The organism is Streptomyces fructofermentans (assembly GCF_014651055.1).
Taxonomy (GTDB): Bacteria; Actinomycetota; Actinomycetes; order Streptomycetales; family Streptomycetaceae; genus Streptomyces; species Streptomyces fructofermentans.
In genome coordinates this window covers 30,496-52,936 of sequence record NZ_BMWD01000017.1, presented here as the reverse complement: position 1 = coordinate 52,936, position 22,441 = coordinate 30,496, and the positions used below count along the sequence as shown (strand labels likewise).

The following is a 22,441-nucleotide window of genomic DNA, read 5'->3' as shown; positions in this document are numbered from 1 at the left end:
GTTTCGCGGCACCTGCCCGGGCCCGTTCCGGGGCCCTCCCGGAGCGCCCCACGAGCCCCTCGCGCACGGCTGACCACACCAGTACGACTATTCCGCTCCTCCTCGATGCGCGCCGATCACCGCCCTAGGCTCGACTCACGCTGCGTGATCTTGTGTCCCCCCGCCGCAGCCGCCGCCGAGCCTCAGGAGTGCGATGCCCGACAGCCAGCCGCAGCCGCCCCACTCCTCGTCGTCCTCGTCGTCCTCGTCGTCCTCGGGGACGCCCGGCCGCGGCAACGCCTCCGATCTGCTGCTCTGCGGCGCGCGGCTCACCGACGGCAGGACCGTCGACGTACGGCTGAGCGGCGGGTACATCGAGGCGGTCGGGACGGCCGGCAGTCTGACCGCGCCCACCGCGCGCGTCGACCTGGCGGGCTATCTGCTCGTACCGGCCCCCGCGGAGCCGCACGCGCACGCCGACACGGCCCTGTCCGCCGACGGCGACGGCCCGGTCTCGTACGAGGAGCAGGAGGTCCAGCGCCGCGCGACGGAGGCCGCGCTGCTCCAACTCGGGCACGGGGCCACCGCCTTGCGCGCACAGGTGCGCGTGGGCGACGTGCAGGGGCTGGCCTCCATGTCGGCGGCGCTCCAGGCTCGGCGCGCGCTGCGGGGGTTGGCCGAACTGTCCGTGGTGGCGATGCCCCGGGTCCTGACCGGACTCGCGGGCGCCGACGGCCTGTCCATGCTGCGCGACGCCGTGAAGATGGGCGCCTCCGTCATCGGCGGCTGCCCGGACCTGGACCCCGATCCGACGGGGTACGTGGAGGCCGTACTGGAAGTCGCCTCGGAGCACGGCTGTCCCGTCGACCTGCACACGGACGGCGAGGACCCCGCGCGGCTCGCGCGGCTGGCCGCGATGGCGGGCGGTCTGCGGCCGGGGGTGACGCTCGGCCCGTGCGGAGGACTCGGACGGCTGCCCTCGGAGGTGGCCACGCGCACGGCGGACCAACTCGCCGCGGCCGGGGTGGGCGTGGTGTGCCTGCCCCAGGGCGGATGTTCGGGCGTGGACCGGCGGGGCACGGCCCCGGTACGGCTCCTGCGGGCGGCCGGGGTGCGCGTGGCCGCCGGGAGCGGCGCCCTGCGGGACGTCTCCAACCCCGTGGGGCGCGGGGACCCGTTGGAGGCCGCGTATCTGCTCGCCTCGCGGTACGGGCTGCGCGCCGAGGACGCGTACGACGCCGTGAGCGCGTCGGCGCGGGCCGTGCTGGGTCTGCCCGAGGTGCGCATGGAGGCGGGCTTCCCCGCGGAACTGCTCGCGGTGCGCGGCGACCGGCTGGAGGGCGTGCTGTCCCTGGCGTACAGCCGGATCGTGGTGCACCGGGGGCGGGTGGTGGCGCGGACCAGCGCGGTGCGGGAGTACTGCAACACCGCGACCTCCGCGGCGTTGGACCTGCCGAGGCAGGGGCGGCAGGGGCGGGCGGCCGGAGAGCCGTCCTGACGGTCGGCCGCGTGCCCGGCCGACCGACCGCGCCCCTCGGGCACGTCGGGGCGCCCGAGGGGGCGTGAGGGGCCGCGTGGCCGCCGCGCAGCGGGACGGCGGCGGATGTCGCGCAGCGGCACGGCCGGCGGGCGGGGCGCGGCCCTCAGGAGTGGGCCCGAGGTGCTGTCAGAAGCCGCCCGGCAGCGCGCCGGCGAACGGGTTGCCCGGGCCGCCGAAACCGTCCGCCGGCAGCTCCTTGGCGCCGGACGGGGCCTTGACGGCCTTCGCCTCGCCGAACGTCATGACCAGCGGAAGCCTGACGCCCTTGGGCGCGTCCTCCGCGAGGGGCGCGAGGTCGATCGAGACGCGGCTCAAGTCGCCGTTCTTCAGGGAGAAGTCGACGGCGACCTTCTTGTCCGGGGCGTCCTTCAGGTCCGCGTCCGTGGGCAGTTCAGTGCCTGCCGGAAGCTCGTCGGCGAGCGGCCGGAGCCTGTCGAGGACACTGGTCAGCAGGTCGCGGAACGAGGCCTTGGCGACGATCCGTTCGACGCCGTCGCCGCCTCCCTCGTCACTGAAGGTGACCTCGCGCGCGACGGCCCCGCGCACGGCCTTCAGAATCTTCTGCTGGGTCCTGCCGTCGATCTCCTCGGACTTCCCTCCCTTGCCGGAATCGGGGCCGCCCTTGACCAGGTCCTCCAGCGAACCGGTCTCGACCTTGACCCACCTGCCTTCGAGGACGTCCTTGAACTCCTGCTCCGACTCGGGGAGTTCGTCGGCCGTCGGGAAGGGCATGCCCATCGCCTCGCCGACCGCCTGGAGGTCGGCGCGGTAGTACGTGTAGTCCCCGACCAGGCGGTACTCGACGAGGACGCCGTCGGGCCCGGAGACCGCCACCGCGGTGCCCACCAGGTCCTTCTCCCCGGAGTCGGCGAGCGGCTTGCGCGACTGGACGGAGACCTCGACCCGCAGCCCGGTGAAGAACTCCGCCATCTCGGGCGGCACACCCTCGCCGGGCCCGTCCGCCGGGGTCAGCTTCGCCAACGCGGACGGCTTGGCGTCGAGTCCCAGCTCGAAGGAGAGCGACTTCTTCTTCCCGAGTCCCTCGACGGCGCGGTCGACCTTCTGGCCGGCGGTGAGGTTCTCCACCGTGCCGCACGCGGCCACGCCGGTCAGCAGTACGGCGGTGCAGCCCGCCGCCGCGAAGGTCGTACGCAGGACCGGCCGCCCGCGCTTCGCGGGGCTCGTACGCGTGGCAGGGCTCGTGCTGGTGGCAGTGATGACGGTCTCCTTATGACGCCGTACGGCGTCCCCCTCGTACAAAGTGATCATTCATGAGACCCACGAGTCGTCCACAGGGTTGTGCGGCGAGTGGGACTCGGCGGGCGTACGGTCGGAAACATGCGCATTGTCATCGCTGGAGGTCATGGTCAGATCGCGCTGCGGCTTGAGCGGCTGCTCTCCGCGCGCGGAGACGAGGCGGCGGGGCTCATCCGCCGCCCCGAGCAGAGCGACGAGCTGCGGGAGGCGGGCGCCGAGCCGGTGCTCTGCGATCTGGAGTCGGCGTCGGTGGAGGAGGTCGCCGAGCACCTGCGGGGCGCGCACGCGGCCGTCTTCGCGGCCGGTGCCGGCCCGGGCAGTGGTACGGCCCGCAAGGAGACCGTCGACCGCGGCGCCGCGGTGCTCTTCGCGGACGCGGCGGCCCTCGCCGGGGTCCGGCGGCATGTCGTCGTGTCCTCGATGGGCGCGGACGCGGAGCACCCGGGGGACGACATCTTCGACGTCTACCTGCGGGCCAAGGGCGAGGCCGACGCGTATGTACGCGCCCACCAGGGCCTGGACTGGACGATCCTGCGCCCCGGACCGCTGACGGACGACGCCGGCACCGGCCTCGTACGCCTGGAGGCGGCCACCGGACGCGGCCCGATCCCGCGCGACGACGTCGCGGCGGTCCTCGCGGAGCTGGTGGACACCCCGGCGACGGTCGGACTGACGCTGGAACTGATCAGCGGTTCGACGCCGGTCTCGGTCGCGGTGAAGTCGGTCGCGGGCAACTGACCGACTCCCCCGCCCTCCGCCGCCCGGCTGGGGAAGGTCAGAAGAGCGGGAGCTGACCGGGGAACTCGGCGACTACGTACCCGTCCAACGACGGCTGCGCGGCGCCCAGTTCCGCCTGCCTGCGCGAGCCGGGGCACGACACGAGGTCCCGGCTCTCGCGAGCCCCGGGCGGATCGTGCCGGGCGAACCGCCCGGCGACGACGGCGATCTCTCGACGGCACTCGGGGCAGTTCCTGCGGCGTGAGGACATGATCCCAACCCTACGTACGTCGCCGTGCGCGGAGCGGCCCTCCCGACCTCCCCGTGTCGGTCGGGGCGGCACCGACGACACCGACGGCACCCGGAGCGTCCGTCGCGACCCGGCGCGGTCACGGCGGACGGCGGCCGACCCGCGTCGGTGGAACCGTCCCCGGCCATCCGAACTCCAAGTACAAGGAGTGCCTGGGATGCCGTCCTGGGACACGAGGCGGGAGGAACCGTGTCACCTCAGGACGACGTGGAGGAGTTCGCGGCGCTGCTGCGGCGCCTGAAGGCACGCACGGACCGCAGTTACGGCGTACTCGCGCGTCGGCTGAACATGAACGCCTCGACGCTGCACCGGTATTGCGCCGGGGACGCCGTGCCCCTCGACTTCGCGTCCGTGGAACGGTTCGCCGTGTTGTGCGGGGCCAGTCCGGCCGAACGCGTCGAGCTGCACCGGTGGTGGATCCTGGCCGTGGCGGCGCGGCGAAGGTCCCGGACCTCCACGGGCACGGCACCCGCTTCTGCTTCTGCTTCTGCTTCTGCTTCTGCTTCTGCGGCGGCCACCGAACCGGGCCCGGTTCCTGGTCCCATCCCTCCCGCTCCCCCTGGTCCTGCCCCTGCTCCTGGCCCGGGTCCTGTTGCCGACGACGCGGCAGCCGACCCGATGCCCACGAAGGCTTCCGGGCCGGGTCCGGGCACGCCCGCCGAGGCCACCCCGGCGCCGGCAGCCTCCACGCCCGCGGCGGCACCCGACCCCTCGTCCGGACCGGCCGCGGCCCCCGGGGGAGGCCCGACCGACCCGTCGCCCGAGCGGGCCGAAACGCCGTCCCCGGGGCCGCGGAAGCTCTGGTACGGACGCCGCGGCGCGCTCACCGCAGCCGTGGCGACCGCGCTGCTCGCGGCCCTCGGCGGTCTGTCCGCGCTGGCGTCCGGGAACTCCGCGGCCAGCGGCGACGACCGGGCGTCCGGCCGGCCGGCCGCGAAGACGGCGGGCGGCCCGCACGGCTCCCCCACGCCGTCCGCGTCTCCATCGGCCACGCACGGCAAGTCGTCCGGCAGGCCTTCGCCCAACGCGCCCGGCAACGGCGACGGCTCGGCGAAGCCGTCCACGAGCGCTTCCCCCGGCGTGTCCGGCACTCCCCTCGCCTGGACCATGAACTCCCAGCTCTGGGACTCCGGTTGCAACCACGACTACGTCATCGACAAGGCACCCGAGCAGGTGCCCCCGCCCCCGGCCCCGCAGGACGCCCTCGCGTGGGCCCGGTCGCAGGGCGCCGTGCACGGCGGGCAGACCCTCCTGGAGATCGCCGTACAGGGGAAGTCGGACACGGCCGTCGTCCTGCGGGCGTTGCGGGTCCGCGTGGTGGGCCGGGCCGACCCGGTGCAGGGCACCGTCTATGCCACGGGCCAGGGCTGCGGCAGCGATCTGGCGCCCCGGACCTTCGTGGTCGACCTGGACAAGGACCGGCCGATCGCCCGGCCCATGCCGGGCAACGACAGCGGCGTGGACACCCCGCCGATGCCGATGCCCTACCGGGTGTCCGCGAACGATCCCGAGGTGCTGCTGGTCGACGCCCGCACAGCGGGCTGCGACTGCCGCTGGTACCTGGAGCTCGACTGGTCCTCGCAGGGCCGCACCGGCACCGAACGCATCGACGACAACGGCCGCCCGTTCCGCACCAGCGGCACCGCGGGCCTGCCCCACTACTGGTACGCGCACCGCGGCTGGACCCGGCTCACGAGCTGACCCGGAGCACGGCCCGTGGGGCCGACCAGCCGTGTCCGGCCGGCTCGACGAGGCCGGACGCGGCAGCCCCGCGGACACCGGGCAGGGAGGACGGCCCGCCCCTGCTCCACGACCGGAAATGCGCCCGCGCCCCGTCCCGGGAGTCCCGGACAGGGCGTACGAGGCGCGGGAAAGCGCAGGGCGACGCAGCGGCCCCCAGGAAATGACCAAGGGCCCGTGACCTGCTGTCGAGGCAGGTCACGGGCCCTTGGTTCCCGTGTGGCGGCGCCAGGATTCGAACCTGGGAAGGCGAAGCCACACCGCCGGGTTTGCTGCCGTTCGAACCGCTTTCGGGCGGTGCTCTGTGGCAACGACGTAAACGATACCCGATGCCCGGGGGTGCTTCGCCACCCGATAGATCGGCCCCTGGAGGGTGGGGGGTGGCTAGGCTTATGCGGATGCGGCGCGGGACCGACGAGGGGCTCGGCAGCCGCCACTACGCACCCCGATACAAGGAGCCACAGGACATGGCCGACTCCAGTTTCGACATCGTCTCGAAGGTCGAGCGGCAGGAGGTCGACAACGCCCTCAACCAGGCCGCCAAGGAGATCTCGCAGCGCTACGACTTCAAGAACGTCGGCGCGTCGATCTCCTGGTCCGGCGAGAAGATCCTCATGGAGGCGAACTCCGAGGAACGCGTCAAGGCCATCCTCGACGTGTTCCAGTCCAAGCTGATCAAGCGGGGCATCTCGCTGAAGTCGCTGGACGCCGGTGAGCCGCAGCTCTCCGGCAAGGAGTACAAGCTCTTCGCCTCGATCGAGGAGGGCATCTCCCAGGAGAACGCGAAGAAGGTCGCGAAGATCATTCGCGATGAGGGTCCGAAGGGCGTGAAGGCCCAGGTGCAGGGCGACGAGCTGCGGGTCAGCTCCAAGAGCCGTGACGACCTGCAGGCCGTGATCTCCCTGCTCAAGGGCCAGGACTTCGAGTTCGCCGTGCAGTTCGTCAACTACCGGTGACATCACGGCCGTCGGCCGTGCGTGAGTCATGCGTGACAGGGGTGGGCACCGCCGGTGCCCGCCCCTTCCGTCTGCCGGGCGCCGTCCGGGGGCGCTCGCTCTCGGTCCCGTGAATGGCCGAACAGGATGCGGTAGGCGATCAGCAGGACCAGCGAACCGCCGATCGCCGCGACCCAGGTCGCCCCGTCGTAGAAGTCCTTGCTGATCGGGTGGTCGAGCCAGCGGGACGAAATCCAGCCGCCGATGAACGCCCCCGCGACGCCGATGAGGGTCGTGCCGACGAAGCCGCCCGGGTCGCGGCCCGGCAGCAGCACCTTGGCGATGGCGCCGGCCAACAGCCCCAGGATGATCCAGCTGAGAATGCCCATGCCGTGAGCCTGCCCCTCCGTGCTGTGCCCGCACTGTGCCGGTGTTGTGATCCTGCTCTCGCCCGACCCGTCAGTCGTGCCGCCCTCCGGGGACGGGAGTCCGCCGGAATCCGCGGCCACGGGAATCCGCGGTGGCCCTCGCTAGGAGGCCCGCGCAGCGCCCGTGCGTATCGCGAAGTCGTCCCAGGGCTGGAGGTCTCCGCCGTCGCCGGCGTCGCCGTACCAGCCGGTGCCGTCCAGCCAGGCCCGGAGCCAGTCCGCGAGGGAGCGCTCGTCCACGTACCAGGCGTGGTCGGGCTCGTCCGCGTTCGGCTCGAAGAGCAGCACCTCGGCGTCTGGGCTGCGGGAGTCCACGCACGCGTACATTCCGCAGCCCCAATGGGATATCGGCAGGACGCCCTCCGGCCAGGGCCAGTCCGGGTCCCGGCGGCCGCTCTCACGGTTGGCGAGGTACTGCGCGACGACGGCGGGCTCGCCGGAGGGCGCGCTGTCGAGCAGGGGCAGCAGGCCGTACTCGGGACCGAATCCGCCGTCACCGATCCGCAGGTAGAGCGCCGCGAGCAGCGGGGGGACGGCGAAGCCGAGGGCGGTCTCCGCGCGGGCGAGCGCGGCCCCGTCCACCGGGTCGGGGAGCGAGGGCCAGCCCCACGGCCGGGAGTTGCGGGCCTCGGTCGCCACTCGTGTCAGCAACTGCTCGATCTCGGTCATGCGTTCATCATGCGGCGTGCCACTGACAGCGGGAGCGGCCTGTGGAAAACCCTCAGGCGAGACGGACTTCGACGCCCTCGTCCAGCAGGAACCCGTACAGCTCCTCGAACGTCCACGGGCGTCGGCCGGTGAGTGGTGCCAGGCCGAGGCAGGTACGTGCGGTGTCCGCGTCGTGCCAGACGAAGGCGAAGGGAGGCCGGGCGCCCCATCGGCCGCGGAGGCAGTCCGTGAGCGCGTCGAGTCCCCGGCCGAAGTAGCCGCCCGGCCCGTTGACGGCCTCGCCGAGGGCGCAGAAGAAGCCCGGCACGTCGGTGATGTGCCGGCCGGCGAGGTGAAAGGTGCCGCCGGGCTCCGTGCCGGGCATGCCGTGCGGGTGGCGGTCGAGCGCCGTGGTCAGCCAGTGGCGGCGCCCCTCCTCGCCGCACCGGGCCCACAGCCCGGGCTCGGTCGGGCGGCCGTCGCCCCACAGGTCCCAGACCTCCTCGGCGGCGGTCGGAGGCCGCTCGGACCAGGGTTCCAGCGTGAGGTCGACCAGGCCGGGGCCGCACGCGGAGGGAATCCACGTTCCGCGCGCGGGCGGGGGCGGATCGGCCAAGAGGTCCTCCGCGTCGAGGCACAGGGCACAGATCCCGGCGCCTTCGGCGTCCCGGACGTCCCGGGCGTCGGCGTCGTACGCCGCGAGCGCGTACGACGGTCGCGGCAGCCCCGGGTGTCCTACCAACCCGACGACGTGAACGGCTGGTCGGTGCGCACGATCTCGCGTCCCAGGGGGAAGAGCGAGACGGGGATCAGCTTGAAGTTGGCGATGCCCAGGGGGATGCCGATGATCGTGACGCACTGGATGAACCCGGTGACGATGTGGGTCAGGGCGAGCCACCAGCCCGCGAGGACCAGCCACAGGACGTTGCCGATCAGGGACGGCGCTCCCGCGTCGTGGCGCTCGACCGTGGTGCGGCCGAACGGCCAGAGCGCGTACACGCCGATGCGGAACGCGGCGATGCCGAACGGGATGCCGATGATCGTGATGCAGAGCAGCAGGCCCGCGAGCACATAGCCGAGGAACAGCCAGAAGCCGCTCAGGACGAGCCAAATGACGTTCAGGATTGTCTTCATCGTTGGCGACCTGCCATCTGCTCTAGGCGGGCGATGCGCTCCGCCATCGGCGGATGCGTGGAGAACATCTTGGACAGTCCCTGACCCGGACGGAAGGGGTTCGCGATCATCATGTGGCTCGCGGTCTCGATGCGCGGCTCCGGGGGCAGGGGAAGCTGTTTCGTGCCCGCCTCCAGCTTGCGCAGGGCGCTCGCGAGGGCCAGCGGGTCGCCCGTGAGCTGGGCTCCGGACGCGTCGGCCTCGTACTCCCTGGAGCGACTGATCGCGAGCTGGATGACGGAGGCGGCGAGCGGGCCGAGGATGATCACCAGCAGCAGGCCGAGCAGGCCCGGGCCGTCGTCGTCGTTGGAACGGCCGATCGGGATCAGCCAGGCGAAATTGACCAGGAACATGATGACGGAGGCCAGCGCGCCGGCCACCGACGAGATCAGGATGTCGCGGTTGTAGACATGGCTCAACTCGTGGCCGATGACACCGCGCAGTTCCTTCTCGTTCAGGATGCGCAGGATGCCCTCGGTGCAGCACACCGCGGCGTTGCGCGGGTTGCGGCCCGTCGCGAAGGCGTTCGGCGCCTCCGTCGGAGAGATGTACAGGCGGGGCATGGGCTGGCGGGCCTGCGTGGAGAGCTCGCGGACCATTCTGTACAGGGCGGGGGCCTCGAACTCGCTCACCGGACGCGCGCGCATCGCGCGTAGAGCCAGCTTGTCGCTGTTCCAGTAGGCGTACGCGTTGGTGCCGACGGCGACGACCAGTGCGACGACGAGGCCCGCACGGCCGAAGAAGCTGCCGATGACGATGATGAGTGCGGACAGTCCCCCGAGGAGTACGGCGGTCCTGAGCCCGTTGTGCCGGCGGTGCACGGTACGCCCTCCAAGCGGTGCGGCAGGGGAACCCTTTGCTTGTCGATCTCTGTCGTCACTGGTTCCGTGGCGTCACGGTCCAGTGGACCCTCCCGTACTGGTCAACGCCAGGCGAGGAGCACTAGTTCCCTTGTGCGCGCGGTGCAGCGCGTGGGCCGTCCGGGTGAGAGTGCGGGGCAGCCGCACGCGCGCGTGCGGCCGATGACCCTCCACGCGCGCGTGCGACGGCTGCGTCCCCGCGGCACTCCGCGCGCGCGTGGAGGACGGCGACGCAGCCGCTCAGAACAGGCCGGTGCCGGAGAAGCGCAGCACCAGCTGCGGGGCTCCGGAGAGCGCGACGCCGAGCACCGCGGTCAGGGCGATCGCGACCGTGAGTGGGGCCGGGACACGGTGGGTCTCCGGCTCGCCCTCGGGGGCGCGGAACAGCAGCGTCGTCCACTGGAGGTAGTAGAAGAGCGCGATCACGACGTTCACGGCCATCACGACAGCGAGCCAGCCGAGGCCCGCGTCGACCGCCGCCGCGAAGACGGTGACCTTGGCGAAGAGGCCGATGATGCCGGGCGGCAGGCCCGCGAGGCAGAGCAGGAAGAACCCGAGGACCAGCGCCGCCAGGGGGCGCGAGGCGTACAGGCCCCGGTAGTCGCTGACGCGGTTCAGCGGCTTCGTACGGGCCACCAGGGCGGCCACCGCGAAGGCGCCGAGGTTCACGGCGGCGTACATCAGGGCGTACGAGACGGTGGAGCCGACCGCCTTCTCGGCGTCCTCGGAGTACGCGGCGGCGGCGATCGGCACGAGAAGGTAGCCGGCCTGCCCGACGGAGGACCAGGCCAGCAGCCGTACCGCGCTGTACGCGCGCGTGGACCGCTGCCGAAGGGCGCCGACGTTGCCGACGGTCATCGTGAGGGCGGCGAGCGCCGCGAGTGCCGGGCCCCAGACGTCCGCGTACGACGGCAGGGCGACGACCGTGATGAGGATCAGTCCGGAGAAGCCGACCGCCTTGCCGACGACCGACAGGTAGGCGGCGACCGGGAGGGGGGCTCCCACATAGGTGTCGGGCACCCAGAAGTGGAAGGGCACGGCGGCCGTCTTGAAGGCGAAGCCGATCAGGGTGAGGACGACTCCGGCCCGGGTGAGCGTCTGCAGTTGGCCGTCGACGTCCTCGATCCGGGCGGCGATCTCGGTGAGGTAAAGGGTGCCCGTCGACGCGTAGACGAAGCTGACGCCCATGAGGCTCACCGCGGTCGCCGTCACGGACGACAGGAAGAACTTGAGCGCCGCCTCGGACGACTTCCTGTCCCCGTGCCTGATGCCCACGAGGGCGAACGCGGGAAGGGAGGCGACCTCCAGGGCGACGATCAGGGTCGCGAGGTCGCGCGAGGCCGGAAGCAGCGCCGCACCCGCGGCCGAGGAGAGCAGCAGGAACCAGTACTCGCCGTCGGGGAGCCCCCGGTTCGCGTCCTTGAGGGCGGTGACCGACAGGAGTGCCGTCAGGAGCGCGCCGCCGAGGACGAGGAACTGGACGACCAGCGTGAACCGGTCCGCCGTGTAGCTGCACACGGCCGCGTCGCCCGTCAGGCAGAAGGTGGAGCGGTCGCCGTCCAGGAGGGGCAGCAGCATGAGCGCGGAGCCGGCCAGTCCGGCGACGGAGACCCAGCCCAGTACGGCCTTCCGGGCGTCGCCCACGAAGAGGTCGGCGACGAGCACCACGAGTCCGACGACCGCCGCGATGGTGGGCGGCGCGATGGCGAGCCAGTCGACGGACTGGACCAGGGAGCTCATCGGGTGCCTCCTGCGAGGAGCTGCTGCACGGCCGGGTCGGTCAGGCCGAGGAGGGCCTTGGGCCAGAGCCCGGCGATGACGGTGAGGACGACGAGCGGCGTCCAGGCGGCGAATTCGTACATCTGGACGTCAGCGAGCTTCGGGCTCCCCTCGCCCGGGGCGGCGCCCATGCAGACACGCCGTACGACGACGAGCATGTACGCGGCTGTGAGCAGGGTGCCGAACGCGGCGATCGCCATGAAGGTCAGGAACGCGGGGCGGCTGAGGCCCTCGGCGGGGTCGAACGCGCCGAACAGGGCCAGCATCTCGCCCCAGAATCCGGCGAGGCCCGGCAGTCCGAGGGAGGCGACCGCGGCGAAGGCGAGCAGGCCGCCGAGGCGCGGCGCCCTGCCGTAGAGCGCGCCTCCGGTCTTCTGCGCGAGGGTGTCGAGGTCGGTCGTGCCGGTGCGGTCCTTGAGCGCGCCCACCAGGAAGAAGAGCAGGCCGGTGATGAGGCCGTGGGCGATGTTGGCGAAGAGCGCGCCGTTCACGCCGGTCGGGGTCATGGAGGCGATGCCGAGCAGTACGAAGCCCATGTGGCCGACGGAGGAGTACGCGATGAGCCGCTTGAGGTCGCCCTTGGCGCCCTGTTTGGCGAGGGCCAGGCAGGCCAGCGAACCGTAGATGATCCCGACCACCGCGAACGCCGCGAGGTAGGGGGCGAACGTGCTCATGCCGTCCGGCGTGATGGGCAGCAGGATCCTCACGAACCCGTACGTGCCCATCTTGAGCAGCACCCCGGCCAGCAGGACCGAGCCGACGGTGGGCGCGGCGGTGTGGGCGTCCGGCAACCAGCTGTGGAGCGGCCACATCGGTGTCTTGACGGCGAGCCCGATCCCGATCGCCAGTACGGCCGTGACCTGCACGGATGTGCTCAGCGCGGGGCCGTTGTCAGTGGCGAGTGCCACCATGTCGAATGTGCCCGCCTTGAGACCGATCAGGAGCAGGCCCAGCAGCATGACGACCGAACCGAGCAGGGTGTAGAGGATGAACTTCCAGGCGGCGGCCTGCCGTTGCTCACCGCCCCAGCGGGCGATGAGGAAGTACATCGGGATGAGCACCATCTCGAACGCGAGGAAGAACAGCAGCAGGTCGAGGACGGCGAAGGTCGCGAGGGTGCCGGACTCAAGGACGAGCAGCAGGGCGACGAACGCCTTCGGGGTGGGGCCCGACGGCATTTTGAAGGAGGAGTACACCGCGCAGAGGAAGGTCAGCAGCGCGGTCAGCACGAGAAGGGGGAGCGAGATGCCGTCGATGCCCAGGTGGATCCGCACGTCGAGCGCGGGAATCCAGCTGATGTCGGTCGTGGCCTGCATCCGCTGGGCGTTGGCCGGGGTGTCGTGGTCGAAGCCCAGCGCGAGGACGATCGCCGCGACGAGCACGGCACCCGTGACGGTGACGCCGTGCCGCAGCACGGCCTGCTCGGGCGACTTGCCCTTCAGCCCGGGAGGGGCCGGCAGGAGAGCGGCGACGGCGCCGATGAGCGGGGCGACGACGATGAACGCGAGAAGGAACTGCATCACGGACTCGTTGATATCGATCACGCCTGCTCACGCTCCCGCGGTGGCTACGAGGAGGACGGCGACCGTCAGGACGACGGTGCCGGCGAGCAGCGCGCTCACATAGGTCTGCACATTGCCGGTCTGGGCCCGCCGGACGGCTTCGCCGAGCCAGCGGGGCAGGGTGGCCGCACCCCGCACGTAGGTGTCGACGACCTCGCGGTCGAGGAACCGGACGAGTGCGGCTCCGGCCTGGACCGGGCGGACGAAGAGCGCCGCGTAGACGGCGTCGAGATGGAAGCCGACCGCCGCGTGGCGGTGCAGCGGCCCGAGCAGGAGGCGGCCCGGGTCCGCCGGGTCGTGGGCGGACGCCACGTCTCCGTATGCGGGGGCATGGCTGGCGATGGCCTCCGCCTCGACCATGCCGCCGTCGGCGTCCGGGTACGCCGCGACCACGCCGATCGGGAAGTGGACCGCCATGGCGCTGGTGTGCCGCCAGGCGCCGTAGGTGGTGATGGCGCCCACCAGGGCGACGCCCGTGGCCAGGACGGAGGTGGTGAGAGTCGGCGTGAGGTCGTGCCCGTCGAACCAGTCGGGCAGCGGTCCGATGCCGAGTCCGAGGACGACCGACGGGACGGCGAGCACCCAGAGCACGGCGTTCATGGAGAGGGGCTGCCTGCCGTGGTCCGGTGCCTCGGCTCCGTGGCCCCGGAAGGTGAGCAGCCACAGGCGCATCGCGTAGGCCGCGGTGAGCAGCGCCGTGACCAGGCCCGAGACGAGGACGATCCAGCCGGCGGCACCGGGGACGCCCTCGGTGTGACCGGTGGCCACGTGCTCGGCGGCGCCGAGGACGGCCTCCTTGGAGAAGAAGCCGCTGAAGGGCGGGATCGCGGCGAGCGCGAGGAGCGCCACGGTCATCGTCCAGAAGGCGTCGGGGACGCGGGCCCGCAGGTTCCTCATGCGGGACATGGCGGCCAGCGAGTTGGTGCCGGCCGCGTGGATGATCACGCCTGCGCCGAGGAACAGCAGCGCCTTGAAGGCGCCGTGCGAGATGAGGTGGAAGACGGCGGCACCGCGGTCGCCGACGGCGAGGGCGCCGGTCATGTAGCCGAGTTGGCCGATCGTCGAGTACGCGAGGACCCGTTTGATGTCGTCCTGGGCCAGCGCGGCGAGGGCCGAGCCGGTCATCGTGACGGCGGCCATGACGGCGAGGACGACCAGGGCTGCGGCGGAGGCCGCGAAGACCGGGAGGAGGCGGGCGACGAAGTAGACACCGGCGGCGACCATCGTCGCGGCGTGGATCAGCGCGGAGACGGGTGTGGGGCCCGCCATCGCGTCGGGGAGCCAGGTGTGGAGCGGGAACTGCGCCGACTTGCCCGCAACTCCGGCGAGGAGCAGCAGGGCGATCAGGGTCGGGTGGTCGAGTCCGCCGCTCGCGACGGTGCCGAGGATCTTCGTGATGCGGAAGGAGCCGGCGTCGGTGGCGAGCGCGAACAGGCCGATGAGGAAGGGGACGTCTCCGAGCTTGGTGACCAGGAAGGCCTTGATGGAGGCGGCGCGGGCCTCCGGGGTCTCCCAGTAGTGGCCGACCAGGAAGTACGAGCAGATGCCCATGATCTCCCAGCCGACCAGCAGCACCATCAGGTCGCCCGAGTAGACGACGAGCAGCATCGCGGAGGTGAACAGGGAGACGAGAGCGGCGTACGAGGGGTAGCGCGGGTCGTCGCGGAGGTAGCCCGTGGAGTAGATCTGCACGCAGGTCGCGACCAGGCCGACCAGGACGGCGACCAGGGCGGCGAAGCCGTCGATGTAGAGGGCGAGTTCGATGGGGACCGAGCCCGTCGGTGTCAGCTCGGTCGCCGCGCTCACGGCCTGGCCGCTGCCCTGCCGTACGGCGACGGTCACGGCGAGCGCCAGCGCGCCCAGCGGGGGCAGCACGGCGAGGGGGCGTACAAAGCCGGGTGCGGTGCGTCCCAGGAGGAGGCCGGCGACCGCGCCCAGGAACGGGAGGAGGGGGACGAGGACGGCGAGGGTGGTCGTGGTCACGCGGTGGCCTCAGCCTTCTCGGCCGTCTCGGGTCGGGCGGACTCGGGGTCGTCGTCGGACGCGGCGCTCTCCGCGGTGTCGCGGAGCCTGTCGATGTCCGAGGTGCCGCGGTTGCGGTACACGGCCAGGACGATCGCCAGGCCGATGCCGATCTCCGCGGCGGCGATGGCGATGGTGAACAGGGTCAGGGCCTGGCCGGAGTGCAGGGTGTCCTGGGCGGTCCTGCTGAGCCAGATGTCGAAGGCGACCAGGTTGAGGTTGACGGCGTTGAGCATCAGCTCCACGGACATCAGGACCAGGATCGCGTTGCGGCGGGCCAGGACTCCGTAGAGGCCCGTGCAGAAGAGGAGGGCGGAGAGTACGGCCGGGTAGGCGAGGTGCATCAGCGGGCCCCTTCCTTGCGGTCGCCGCGGCTCTCGTCGTCCGCGCCGGGTGCGCTGCCGGCCGGGTCCGCTCGGGTGTCGTCGCCGGACGGGCGGGCGTCGTGCTCCGTACGGGCGCCGGAGGTGGGACGGGCGCCGGCGGAGGAGCGGTCCGCTCCCGTGGGCCGGCCGCCCGGTGCGGGCGTGCCCGCGGGGCGCTCACCGGCCGGCGTGGCGTCCGCGCCGCGCTGTTCGGCGGCCGTCCTCCGGGACAGGACGATCGCGCCGACCAGGGCGGCGAGCAGCAGGACCGAGAGTGCCTCGAAGGGGAGCACCCAGCTCTGGAAGAGGCTCGCGCCGGTCACCGCGGTGGATCCGGCGGCGGGGCCGTCGAGGTCGATCCAGGTCGTGCGGAACGCGTCGACGACGACCCAGACCAACGCGCAGGCGGCGGCGATCGCCACCGCGAGGGCGGCCCAGCGGTTGGCCGAGTCCGCGTCCGGGGAGCGGCCGATGGGCGCCCTGGTGAGCATCAGTCCGAAGAGGAGGAGCACGACGACGGAGCCGACGTAGATGAGGACCTGCACCCAGGCGATGAACTCCGCGGTGAGGAGGAGGTACTCGACGGCGAGGCCGCCGAGCGCGACGACCAGCCACAGGGCGGCGTGCACGAGTTGCTTCGTGGTGACCGTGACGATCGCGGCGCCGAAGGTCACCAGACCGACGAGGAGGAAGGCGATCTCGACGCCCGTCGGGGAGAGGAAGCCCTGCGGTCCTGCGGCGGTGGTCGTGGTCTGCGCCGCCGCGACGGTTGCTGCGGCGAGGGTCACGATGCGCCCTCCTGCGGGTCCGTGGGTCTGCTCGGTCGATGGTCGGGCTCGGTCCGCTGGTCCGCGGGCCCGCTCTGCGGGGCCGAGGGACCCGCCGGTGGGGCCGGGGGACCCGCCGGTGGGGCCGGGGGACCCGCCGGTGGGGCCGAGGGACCCGCCGGTGGGGCCGAGGGACCCGCCGGTGGGGCCGGGGGACCCGCCGGTGGGGTGGTGGCCGGTGGGGCGGGCTCGGGTGCCGGTTCCGCGCGGGCCGCCGCGAGCTTGTCCGCCGTCTTGCGGGCGGCGGCGATCTCCTTGGGTTCCTCGGCGCCGGCGTCGAGGGCCGGTGGGGCGGGGACGGTCCACATCCACTCGCGGAGCTTGTCGCGCTCGTGGGTGAGTTCCTGGATGTCGGTCTCGGCGTACTCGAACTCGGGCGACCAGAACAGGGCGTCGAAGGGGCAGACCTCGATGCAGATGCCGCAGTACATGCAGAGGGAGAAGTCGATGGCGAAGCGGTCGAGGACGTTGCGGCTCCGCTCACGGCCGCCGGGGGCCGCGGGCGGGACCGTCTCCTTGTGGGAGTCGATGTAGATGCACCAGTCCGGGCACTCGCGGGCGCACAGCATGCAGACCGTGCAGTTCTCCTCGAAGAGGCCGATGACACCGCGGGTACGGGGCGGGAGTTCGGGCTGGGCGTCCGGGTACTGCGCGGTGACGGTCCTCTTCGTCATCGTGCGGAGGGTGACGGCCAGGCCCTTGGCGAGGCCGGCGCCGGGGATGCGGGAGCGGGTGGGCGGGAGAGGCTCGGCCATGGTTACGCGATCACCACCTTGACGATGCCGGTGAGGGCGATCTGGGCGAGGGAGAGGGGGACGAGAACGGTCCAGGACAGCTTCTGGAGCTGGTCCTCGCGCATGCGGGGGTAGGTGACGCGCAGCCAGATGACGACGAACGCGAGGAGGGCGGCCTTCAGCAGGGTCCACACCCAGCCGACGCCGTCGGCACCCCACGGACCGTGCCAGCCGCCGAGGAAGAGCACGGTGGTCAGCCCGCACAGGACGACGATCCCGGCGTACTCGGCGAGGAGGAACAGTGCGAAGCGCAGGCCCGTGTACTCCGTGTACGCGCCGAAGATGATCTCCGAGTCGGCGACCGGCATGTCGAAGGGCGGGCGCTGGAGTTCGGCGAGCCCCGCCACGAAGAACACGACGGCGCCGACGATCTGCCAGGGCAGCCACCACCACTCGAAGGCGTCGAGGATGCCGGGCAGGGAGACCGTGCCGGCCGCCATCGCGACCGAGGCGGCGGTCAGGAGCATGGGGAGTTCGTACGCGAGGAGCTGGGCGGCGGTGCGGAGGCCGCCGAGGAGGGAGAACTTGTTCGCCGAGGCCCAGCCCGCCATCAGTGAGCCGAGGACACCCACGCCCATGACCGCGAGTACGAAGAAGATGCCCGCGTCGACGACCTCGCCGACGGCGCCCTCGCCGGGGCCGATCGGGATGGCGAGGAGTACGAGGAGGTAGGGCAGGAGGGCCACGGCGGGTGCGAGCTGGAAGATGCGGCGGTCGGCGCCGGCCGGGACGATGTCTTCCTTCTGCGCGAACTTCACACCGTCCGCGACGAGTTGGGCCCAGCCGTGGAATCCGCCCGCGTACATCGGGCCGAGGCGGCCCTGCATGTGGGCCATCACCTTGTGCTCCGCCTGACCGACGATCAGCGGGAAGGTGAGGAACACGACGAAGACGATCAGGAGTCGCAGGGCGACGTCGAGCGCGTCGTTCACTGCGGGCCTCCTGGGGTTTGTGACGGGTTCTCGTCCGTGGGGTCGTCCCGGCGGGTGCCGGTGCTCTCGGCTTCGGGAGCCTTGCCGTCGGTCACGGGGGGCTCCGGCGCCGACCCCGACTCGGGGGCCGAGTCCGGCGCCGACGCTGACTCCGGGGCCGGGTGCGGCGGGGACTCGGGCTCCGGGGCCGGGTGCGGCTCCCGCGACTCCGGTTCCGGTGCCGACTCCGGGGCCGACGACTCGGGCTGCGGGTCCGGGGCGGACCCTGAATCCGGGGCCGGGGCCGGGGGCGACGCGGGCTCCGGGTGCGGCTCCGGCGACTCCGGTTCCGGTTCCGGTGCCGACTCCGAGGCCGACGACTCGGGCTGCGGGTCCGGGGCGGACCCTGAATCCGGGGCCGGGGCCGGGGGCGACGCGGGCTCCGGGTGCGGCTCCGGCGACTCCGGTTCCGGCGGCTCGGGCTCGGCCGCCGCGCCCTCGAAGGCGGGGCGTGCGTGGTGCCAGGGCGCGTCCGCGCTGCGGGCGCGTGCCGGACGCGACGGCCGGGCGTCGCCGGGCCAGCCGGCGGAAGCCGCGGCGTCGGCAGGCGCCGTGGGGTCGGCCGCAGCCGTCGGGGTCGCAAGAGCCGCCGGGTCGGCGGAATCCGCGGCGTCGGCAGGAGCCGTGGGGTCGGCGGCAGCCGTCGGGGTCGCAGGAGCCGTCGGGGCGGCGGGGGCGGCGGGTTCCCGGCGTTGCGACGCCGAGCCCTCCCCCGCCGTGCGTGCCCGGCGGGCGGGTGCGGCCCCCGTGCCGGGCGGCGCCGCCTCGGGGCGTGGTGCCTGCGCGCCCTCGCCACCGGGTGCCGTACCGGCGCTCGGGGTCGCCGCCGTGGACGGCCCGGTCCGCTGCGTCGCGGAACCCTCGCTCACGCTGCGCGCCCGCCGCTCGGGCCGAGCACCGGCCGCACCCCCCTCGGTACCGGATCCGACCGACCCACCTGATCCACCCACGCCACCGGACGCACCGGACCCACCGGTGGCCACACCGGACGCACCGGGCACACCCGCTGTACCGGAACCCGACGCACCCCCGTCACCGACCCCGGCGGCACCGGCAGCCCCAGCGCCGGCCCCGGCCCCGGTCCCAGGCGCCGTCTGGCTCGCCGAGCCCTCTCCCGCCGTGCGGGCGCGCCGGACCGGGCGGTCGCCTGCCGCGCGGGCCGCGCCTCTCGCGGGGCGGGCCGGGGCGGGCGGGAGCTGGCCCTTGAGGGGGCCCCATTCGTTGGGGTCGGGCACTCCGGGCGGAAGCATCTGGCGGCGCTTGGGGCCGCCGTGTTCCGACTCCCCCGGTTCCTTGGCGCCGGGCCAGGCCTTCGCGACCCGGGCCGCGAGGACGAAGTCCTTGCGCAGGGGGTGCCCCTCGAAGCCCTCGGGGAGGAGGAGCGGGTCGAGGCCGGGGTGGCCGTCGAAGCCGACTCCGAACATCTCGTGGGTCTCGCGCTCGTGCCAGGCGGCGCCCGCGTACACGTCGACGGCGGTGGGCAGGGCGGGGGCGTTGTGCGGGACGGTCGTACGGACGAGGAGGCGGCGTACCGGGGCGAGGGCCACGACGTGGGCCGAGACGCGGAATCCCGCGCCCGGTTCGTCGACGGCGCTCAGCCAGTCGAAGTAGGTGCAGCCGAGGGTGTCGCGCGCGGTCTCCAGCGAGGAGAGCCAGGCCGCGGGGGGCACGTCGACGGTCAGGACGTCGTACGACTCCTCGGCCGTGGCGTCCGGGCCGAAGAGTTCCTCGACGGGGGCGGGGAGCCAGCCGGTGCCGGTCATGTGGCGTCCTCCCCGGGGGCCGCGGCGGCCGGTCCGCCGGGCGTGCCCGGCGCGGGCGGCGTGACGAGCCCGCTCCGCAGCGCGGCGGCGGAGGGGCGGGCGGGGCCGTAGCGTTCCCCGAGCGACTCCCGAGCGATCTTCTCCTGAAGCTTGAGGATGCCCTGGAGCAGTGCCTCCGGGCGCGGCGGGCAGCCGGGTACGTACACGTCGACCGGGATGATCTGGTCGACGCCCTTCGTCACGGAGTACGAGTCCCAGTACGGGCCGCCGCAGTTGGAGCAGGCGCCGAAGGAGATGACGTACTTCGGCTCGGGCATCTGCTCGTACAGGCGCTTCACGGCCGGGGCCATCTTGTCCGTCACGGTGCCGGACACGACCATCAGGTCGGCCTGGCGCGGACCCGGGGCGAACGGGATGACGCCGAGGCGGATGAAGTCGTGGCGGGCCATCGACGCCGCGATGAACTCGATCGCGCAGCAGGCGAGGCCGAAGTTGAAGACCCAGAGCGAGTAGCGGCGGCCCCAGTTCAGGACCACCTTCATCGGTTCGGGGGCGAGCCGGGAGAGCACGCCCAGCCGCTTCGGCTCCGGCAGGAGCACGGGTTCGGGGGTCGTGGGGGTCACGTCCATGTCAGGACGCCCTTCTTGTATGCGTACAGCAGGCCCACGGCCAGGAAGCCGAGGAAGATGAACATCTCCACGAGCGTCGCCGCGCCGTAGCCGGGCGCGGCGAAGACGGTCGCCCAGGGGAAGAGGAAGATCGAGTCGACCGCGAAGATCACGTACAGGAACGCGTAGACGTAGTAGCGGACCTGGGTGTGCGCCCAGCCGTCGCCGACGGGGTCCACCCCGCACTCGTACGTCATGAGCTTCTCGGGGGTCGGCACGACGGGGCGCAGCAGTCGTCCCGCTCCGAAGGCGACGGCGACGAACAGCACGCCCACGACGGCGAGCAGTCCGACGACCGAGTAGGACTCGAAGTAGTCCGCCGCGACGGCGGTCCCGGCCGCCTCGCCGGCTCCGGTGATCCCGGGTCCCGCGACCATGGTCGGTTCCGCCACGTCCGCCCCTCGCTCCCTGACCTCGTGTGACCTCGTATGACCCCGTATGCCGTCGTACGAGCCCCGTGGAACGGCGCCGTACGGCCGCGTACGGCACCGTCCGCGCCCCGAGGTGCGCGGGGCGAGGTGCCGCGTTCGACGATCTGTACGCACCGGAGTCTAGGGCCTGCTAAAGAGACCGTAAGCAGCCCGTCACGGGTAGGCATGGTGCGGGAGTGCCGCCGCCCGCGGGCGGAACGCGCCGGGGTGGGGTTTTCCCCAGGGTGTACGGGCGGTCCGCCTCATGGCGCGCGGGCCCGCGGTTCGGCAGGCTGGCGGCCATGACCGAACGCATCCCCGCCGTCGTCCGCCCGGAGGGCGGCTCCGACCGCCCGCCGCCCGCGCGCTTCGCCTACGACCGGCACACCTGGAAGGAGATCGCGCACCTCCTGGCCAACCTGCCGGTGTCGCTCGTCGGGTTCACCTATGTGGTGACGGTGCTCTTCACGGGCGCCGCCCTGACGGTCACGGTGATCGGGCTGCCTCTGCTGGCCGCCGGGCTGATGGGCGCGCGGCAGCTCGGCAAGCTGGAGCGGGGCCGCGCGAGGGGGCTGCTCGGTGTGCGGGTGGACGAGCCGAGCCGGCTGCCGATGCGGGGCGCGGGCGGCTTCCTCCCCCATCTGTGGCTGTCGCTGAAGGATCCGGTCGGCTGGCGGACGGTGCTGTACGAGTTCATGCGGCTGCCGTGGGGGGTGGTCACCTTCACCGTGACGCTGACCTCGCTGTTCGTGCTGTGGCCGGTGCTTCCGTTCATCGCGCGCGGGCTGGCCAACGTGGACCGGGCGATGGTGCGGGCGCTGCTGTCGCCCTCGGACGAGCTGGAGCGGCGGATCGCCGAACTGGAGTCCGACCGCGGGGTGGTCGTCGACACCGCGGCGGCGGACCTGCGGCGCATCGAGCGGGATCTGCACGACGGGGCGCAGGCCCGGCTGGTGGCGCTGGCCATGGGTCTCGGTCTGGCGAAGGAGAAGCTCCTCGAGGACCCGGACGCGGCGGCCGCGATGGTCGACGAGGCGCACGGCGAGGTGAAGCTGGCGCTGCAGGAACTGCGGGACCTGGCGCGCGGCATCCATCCGGCGGTGCTGACGGACCGGGGCCTGGATGCCGCGCTGTCCTCTGTGTCCTCCCGCTGCACGGTGCCGGTGAAGGTGACGGCCGACCTGCCGACGCGGCCGGCCGCCGCCATCGAGGGCATCGCGTACTTCACCGTGTCCGAGCTGCTGCAGAACGTCAGCAAGCACAGCGGCGCCCGGTCGGCCTCGGTCGACGTGTGGCGTTCCGACGACCGCCTGCTCATACAGGTGTGGGACGACGGCCGCGGCGGGGCGTCCCTCGACGGCGGCACCGGGATGGCTGGGCTCGCCGACCGGCTGGGCGCGGTCGACGGGCTGTTCGTCGTCGACTCCCCCGAGGGCGGCCCCACGACGATCACGGCGGAGCTGCCGTGGCGGGACCGCGCCGAGTAGCGGGACCGCGCTGAATGGCGGGGCGGGCTGAATGGCGGGGCGGGCTGAGCAGCGGGGCGGGGCCGGGCACCCACCCCGCGGGCGGGGGTCCGCCCGCCCGCGGGGTGGGGAAAACCCCCGCTCCAAGAGGCCGACCCGCCGCATGTCCCGCAGGGGCCGGGCCGAGCACAGTGGAGTGACACAAGCCGACGAGTGGACGACGAGTA

At 72.8% G+C, this 22,441-nt stretch carries 21 protein-coding genes, 1 tRNA gene and 2 pseudogenes; 6 read left to right on the top strand and 18 right to left on the bottom strand.

Features of this window, described 5'->3' with window-relative positions; translation table 11 throughout:
• Positions 1-193: 193 nt before the first annotated feature.
• Positions 194-1,477 (top strand): amidohydrolase family protein, encoded by a 1,284-nt coding sequence (locus IE265_RS22615; protein ID WP_190037481.1) that lies wholly within the window; start codon positions 194-196, stop codon positions 1,475-1,477.
• Positions 1,478-1,645: 168 nt separating this feature from the next.
• On the opposite strand, the gene IE265_RS22610 is transcribed toward IE265_RS22615, so the two are convergent.
• Positions 1,646-2,788 carry a hypothetical protein gene (locus IE265_RS22610; protein ID WP_229916401.1) on the bottom strand — a complete coding sequence of 381 codons (1,143 nt, stop codon included), beginning with the start codon at positions 2,786-2,788 and terminating at the stop codon, positions 1,646-1,648.
• Positions 2,789-2,857: 69 nt separating this feature from the next.
• On the opposite strand from IE265_RS22610, the gene IE265_RS22605 reads away from it, so the two are divergent.
• The gene (locus tag IE265_RS22605; protein WP_190037480.1) at positions 2,858-3,514 is read left to right on the top strand and encodes an NAD(P)H-binding protein; all 657 of its coding nucleotides are present in this window, start codon (positions 2,858-2,860) and stop codon (positions 3,512-3,514) included.
• A 37-nt stretch (positions 3,515-3,551) separates the two neighbouring features.
• On the opposite strand, the gene IE265_RS22600 is transcribed toward IE265_RS22605, so the two are convergent.
• Positions 3,552-3,764, bottom strand: a complete 213-nt coding sequence (locus IE265_RS22600) for a hypothetical protein (RefSeq protein WP_190037479.1) — start codon at positions 3,762-3,764, stop codon at positions 3,552-3,554.
• Positions 3,765-3,788: 24 nt separating this feature from the next.
• On the opposite strand from IE265_RS22600, the pseudogene IE265_RS39125 reads away from it, so the two are divergent.
• Both IE265_RS39125 and IE265_RS22595 read left to right on the top strand, forming a co-directional pair.
• A pseudogene (locus IE265_RS39125) lies at positions 3,789-4,148 on the top strand (helix-turn-helix domain-containing protein); the annotation flags it as partial.
• A gap of 273 nt (positions 4,149-4,421) precedes the next feature.
• Complete coding sequence (locus IE265_RS22595; RefSeq protein ID WP_308434800.1) at positions 4,422-5,504, top strand: transcriptional regulator; 1,083 nt, start codon at positions 4,422-4,424, stop codon at positions 5,502-5,504.
• 259 nt (positions 5,505-5,763) lie between these two features.
• On the opposite strand, the gene IE265_RS22590 is transcribed toward IE265_RS22595, so the two are convergent.
• A tRNA-Cys gene (locus tag IE265_RS22590) sits at positions 5,764-5,895 on the bottom strand.
• Between the two features lie 115 nt (positions 5,896-6,010).
• Here IE265_RS22590 and IE265_RS22585 point away from each other — a divergent pair.
• Positions 6,011-6,499, top strand: coding sequence for a YajQ family cyclic di-GMP-binding protein (locus tag IE265_RS22585; protein WP_190037477.1), 489 nt, complete (start codon positions 6,011-6,013; stop codon positions 6,497-6,499).
• Positions 6,500-6,603: 104 nt separating this feature from the next.
• On the opposite strand, the pseudogene IE265_RS22580 reads toward IE265_RS22585, so the two are convergent.
• The 15 genes and pseudogenes from IE265_RS22580 to IE265_RS22510 all read right to left on the bottom strand — a co-directional run.
• A pseudogene (locus tag IE265_RS22580) lies at positions 6,604-6,867 on the bottom strand (GlsB/YeaQ/YmgE family stress response membrane protein); the annotation flags it as partial.
• Positions 6,868-7,008: 141 nt separating this feature from the next.
• Entirely contained in the window at positions 7,009-7,575 is a 567-nt protein-coding gene (locus IE265_RS22575; RefSeq protein WP_190037476.1) for an SMI1/KNR4 family protein, read from the bottom strand.
• 52 nt (positions 7,576-7,627) lie between these two features.
• A complete protein-coding gene (locus IE265_RS22570; protein ID WP_190037594.1) occupies positions 7,628-8,296 on the bottom strand; it encodes a barstar family protein in 669 nt (222 codons plus the stop codon).
• On the bottom strand, positions 8,290-8,688 hold the full coding sequence (locus IE265_RS22565; RefSeq protein WP_190037475.1) for a YccF domain-containing protein: 399 nt from the start codon (positions 8,686-8,688) through the stop codon (positions 8,290-8,292). The genes IE265_RS22570 and IE265_RS22565 overlap by 7 nt, the downstream gene beginning before the upstream one ends.
• Positions 8,685-9,548, bottom strand: a complete 864-nt coding sequence (gene htpX, locus IE265_RS22560) for a zinc metalloprotease HtpX (protein WP_190037474.1) — start codon at positions 9,546-9,548, stop codon at positions 8,685-8,687. Before htpX ends, IE265_RS22565 begins: the two co-directional genes overlap by 4 nt.
• A gap of 279 nt (positions 9,549-9,827) precedes the next feature.
• On the bottom strand, positions 9,828-11,327 hold the full coding sequence (locus tag IE265_RS22555) for an NADH-quinone oxidoreductase subunit N (protein WP_190037473.1): 1,500 nt from the start codon (positions 11,325-11,327) through the stop codon (positions 9,828-9,830).
• Entirely contained in the window at positions 11,324-12,910 is a 1,587-nt protein-coding gene (locus tag IE265_RS22550) for a complex I subunit 4 family protein (RefSeq protein WP_190037472.1), read from the bottom strand. Before IE265_RS22550 ends, IE265_RS22555 begins: the two co-directional genes overlap by 4 nt.
• 6 nt (positions 12,911-12,916) lie before the next feature.
• Entirely contained in the window at positions 12,917-14,911 is a 1,995-nt protein-coding gene (locus IE265_RS22545) for an NADH-quinone oxidoreductase subunit 5 family protein (RefSeq protein ID WP_190037471.1), read from the bottom strand.
• Positions 14,908-15,294, bottom strand: coding sequence for an NADH-quinone oxidoreductase subunit NuoK (gene nuoK, locus IE265_RS22540; RefSeq protein ID WP_190037470.1), 387 nt, complete (start codon positions 15,292-15,294; stop codon positions 14,908-14,910). Before nuoK ends, IE265_RS22545 begins: the two co-directional genes overlap by 4 nt.
• Complete coding sequence (locus tag IE265_RS22535; protein WP_190037469.1) at positions 15,294-16,103, bottom strand: NADH-quinone oxidoreductase subunit J family protein; 810 nt, start codon at positions 16,101-16,103, stop codon at positions 15,294-15,296. The genes nuoK and IE265_RS22535 overlap by 1 nt, the downstream gene beginning before the upstream one ends.
• Entirely contained in the window at positions 16,100-16,897 is a 798-nt protein-coding gene (locus IE265_RS22530; RefSeq protein WP_190037468.1) for a NuoI/complex I 23 kDa subunit family protein, read from the bottom strand. Before IE265_RS22530 ends, IE265_RS22535 begins: the two co-directional genes overlap by 4 nt.
• Before the next feature lie 2 nt (positions 16,898-16,899).
• A complete protein-coding gene (locus IE265_RS22525) occupies positions 16,900-17,868 on the bottom strand; it encodes a complex I subunit 1/NuoH family protein (protein ID WP_190037467.1) in 969 nt (322 codons plus the stop codon).
• The gene (locus IE265_RS22520) at positions 17,865-19,670 is read right to left on the bottom strand and encodes an NADH-quinone oxidoreductase subunit C (RefSeq protein WP_190037466.1); all 1,806 of its coding nucleotides are present in this window, start codon (positions 19,668-19,670) and stop codon (positions 17,865-17,867) included. The genes IE265_RS22525 and IE265_RS22520 overlap by 4 nt, the downstream gene beginning before the upstream one ends.
• Entirely contained in the window at positions 19,667-20,299 is a 633-nt protein-coding gene (locus tag IE265_RS38990; RefSeq protein WP_190037465.1) for an NADH-quinone oxidoreductase subunit B, read from the bottom strand. The genes IE265_RS22520 and IE265_RS38990 overlap by 4 nt, the downstream gene beginning before the upstream one ends.
• The gene (locus tag IE265_RS22510; RefSeq protein ID WP_190037582.1) at positions 20,290-20,715 is read right to left on the bottom strand and encodes an NADH-quinone oxidoreductase subunit A; all 426 of its coding nucleotides are present in this window, start codon (positions 20,713-20,715) and stop codon (positions 20,290-20,292) included. Before IE265_RS22510 ends, IE265_RS38990 begins: the two co-directional genes overlap by 10 nt.
• Positions 20,716-21,050: 335 nt before the next feature.
• On the opposite strand from IE265_RS22510, the gene IE265_RS22505 reads away from it, so the two are divergent.
• The gene (locus IE265_RS22505) at positions 21,051-22,235 is read left to right on the top strand and encodes a sensor histidine kinase (protein WP_190037464.1); all 1,185 of its coding nucleotides are present in this window, start codon (positions 21,051-21,053) and stop codon (positions 22,233-22,235) included.
• The last annotated feature ends 206 nt before the right edge of the window (positions 22,236-22,441 follow it).

Bases quoted from the DNA above. Each gene is read 5' to 3' on its own strand.
- IE265_RS22615 (WP_190037481.1), top strand. From the start codon at position 194: ATGCCCGACAGCCAGCCGCAGCCGCCCCACTCCTCGTCGTCCTCGTCG.
- IE265_RS22610 (WP_229916401.1), bottom strand. From the start codon at position 2,788: ATGATCACTTTGTACGAGGGGGACGCCGTACGGCGTCATAAGGAGACC.
- IE265_RS22605 (WP_190037480.1), top strand. From the start codon at position 2,858: ATGCGCATTGTCATCGCTGGAGGTCATGGTCAGATCGCGCTGCGGCTT.
- IE265_RS22600 (WP_190037479.1), bottom strand. From the start codon at position 3,764: ATGTCCTCACGCCGCAGGAACTGCCCCGAGTGCCGTCGAGAGATCGCC.
- IE265_RS22595 (WP_308434800.1), top strand. From the start codon at position 4,422: ATGCCCACGAAGGCTTCCGGGCCGGGTCCGGGCACGCCCGCCGAGGCC.
- IE265_RS22585 (WP_190037477.1), top strand. From the start codon at position 6,011: ATGGCCGACTCCAGTTTCGACATCGTCTCGAAGGTCGAGCGGCAGGAG.
- IE265_RS22575 (WP_190037476.1), bottom strand. From the start codon at position 7,575: ATGACCGAGATCGAGCAGTTGCTGACACGAGTGGCGACCGAGGCCCGC.
- IE265_RS22565 (WP_190037475.1), bottom strand. From the start codon at position 8,688: ATGAAGACAATCCTGAACGTCATTTGGCTCGTCCTGAGCGGCTTCTGG.
- IE265_RS22555 (WP_190037473.1), bottom strand. From the start codon at position 11,327: ATGAGCTCCCTGGTCCAGTCCGTCGACTGGCTCGCCATCGCGCCGCCC.
- nuoK (WP_190037470.1), bottom strand. From the start codon at position 15,294: ATGCACCTCGCCTACCCGGCCGTACTCTCCGCCCTCCTCTTCTGCACG.
- IE265_RS22530 (WP_190037468.1), bottom strand. From the start codon at position 16,897: ATGGCCGAGCCTCTCCCGCCCACCCGCTCCCGCATCCCCGGCGCCGGC.
- IE265_RS22520 (WP_190037466.1), bottom strand. From the start codon at position 19,670: ATGACCGGCACCGGCTGGCTCCCCGCCCCCGTCGAGGAACTCTTCGGC.
- IE265_RS38990 (WP_190037465.1), bottom strand. From the start codon at position 20,299: ATGGACGTGACCCCCACGACCCCCGAACCCGTGCTCCTGCCGGAGCCG.
- IE265_RS22510 (WP_190037582.1), bottom strand. From the start codon at position 20,715: ATGGTCGCGGGACCCGGGATCACCGGAGCCGGCGAGGCGGCCGGGACC.
- IE265_RS22505 (WP_190037464.1), top strand. From the start codon at position 21,051: ATGACCGAACGCATCCCCGCCGTCGTCCGCCCGGAGGGCGGCTCCGAC.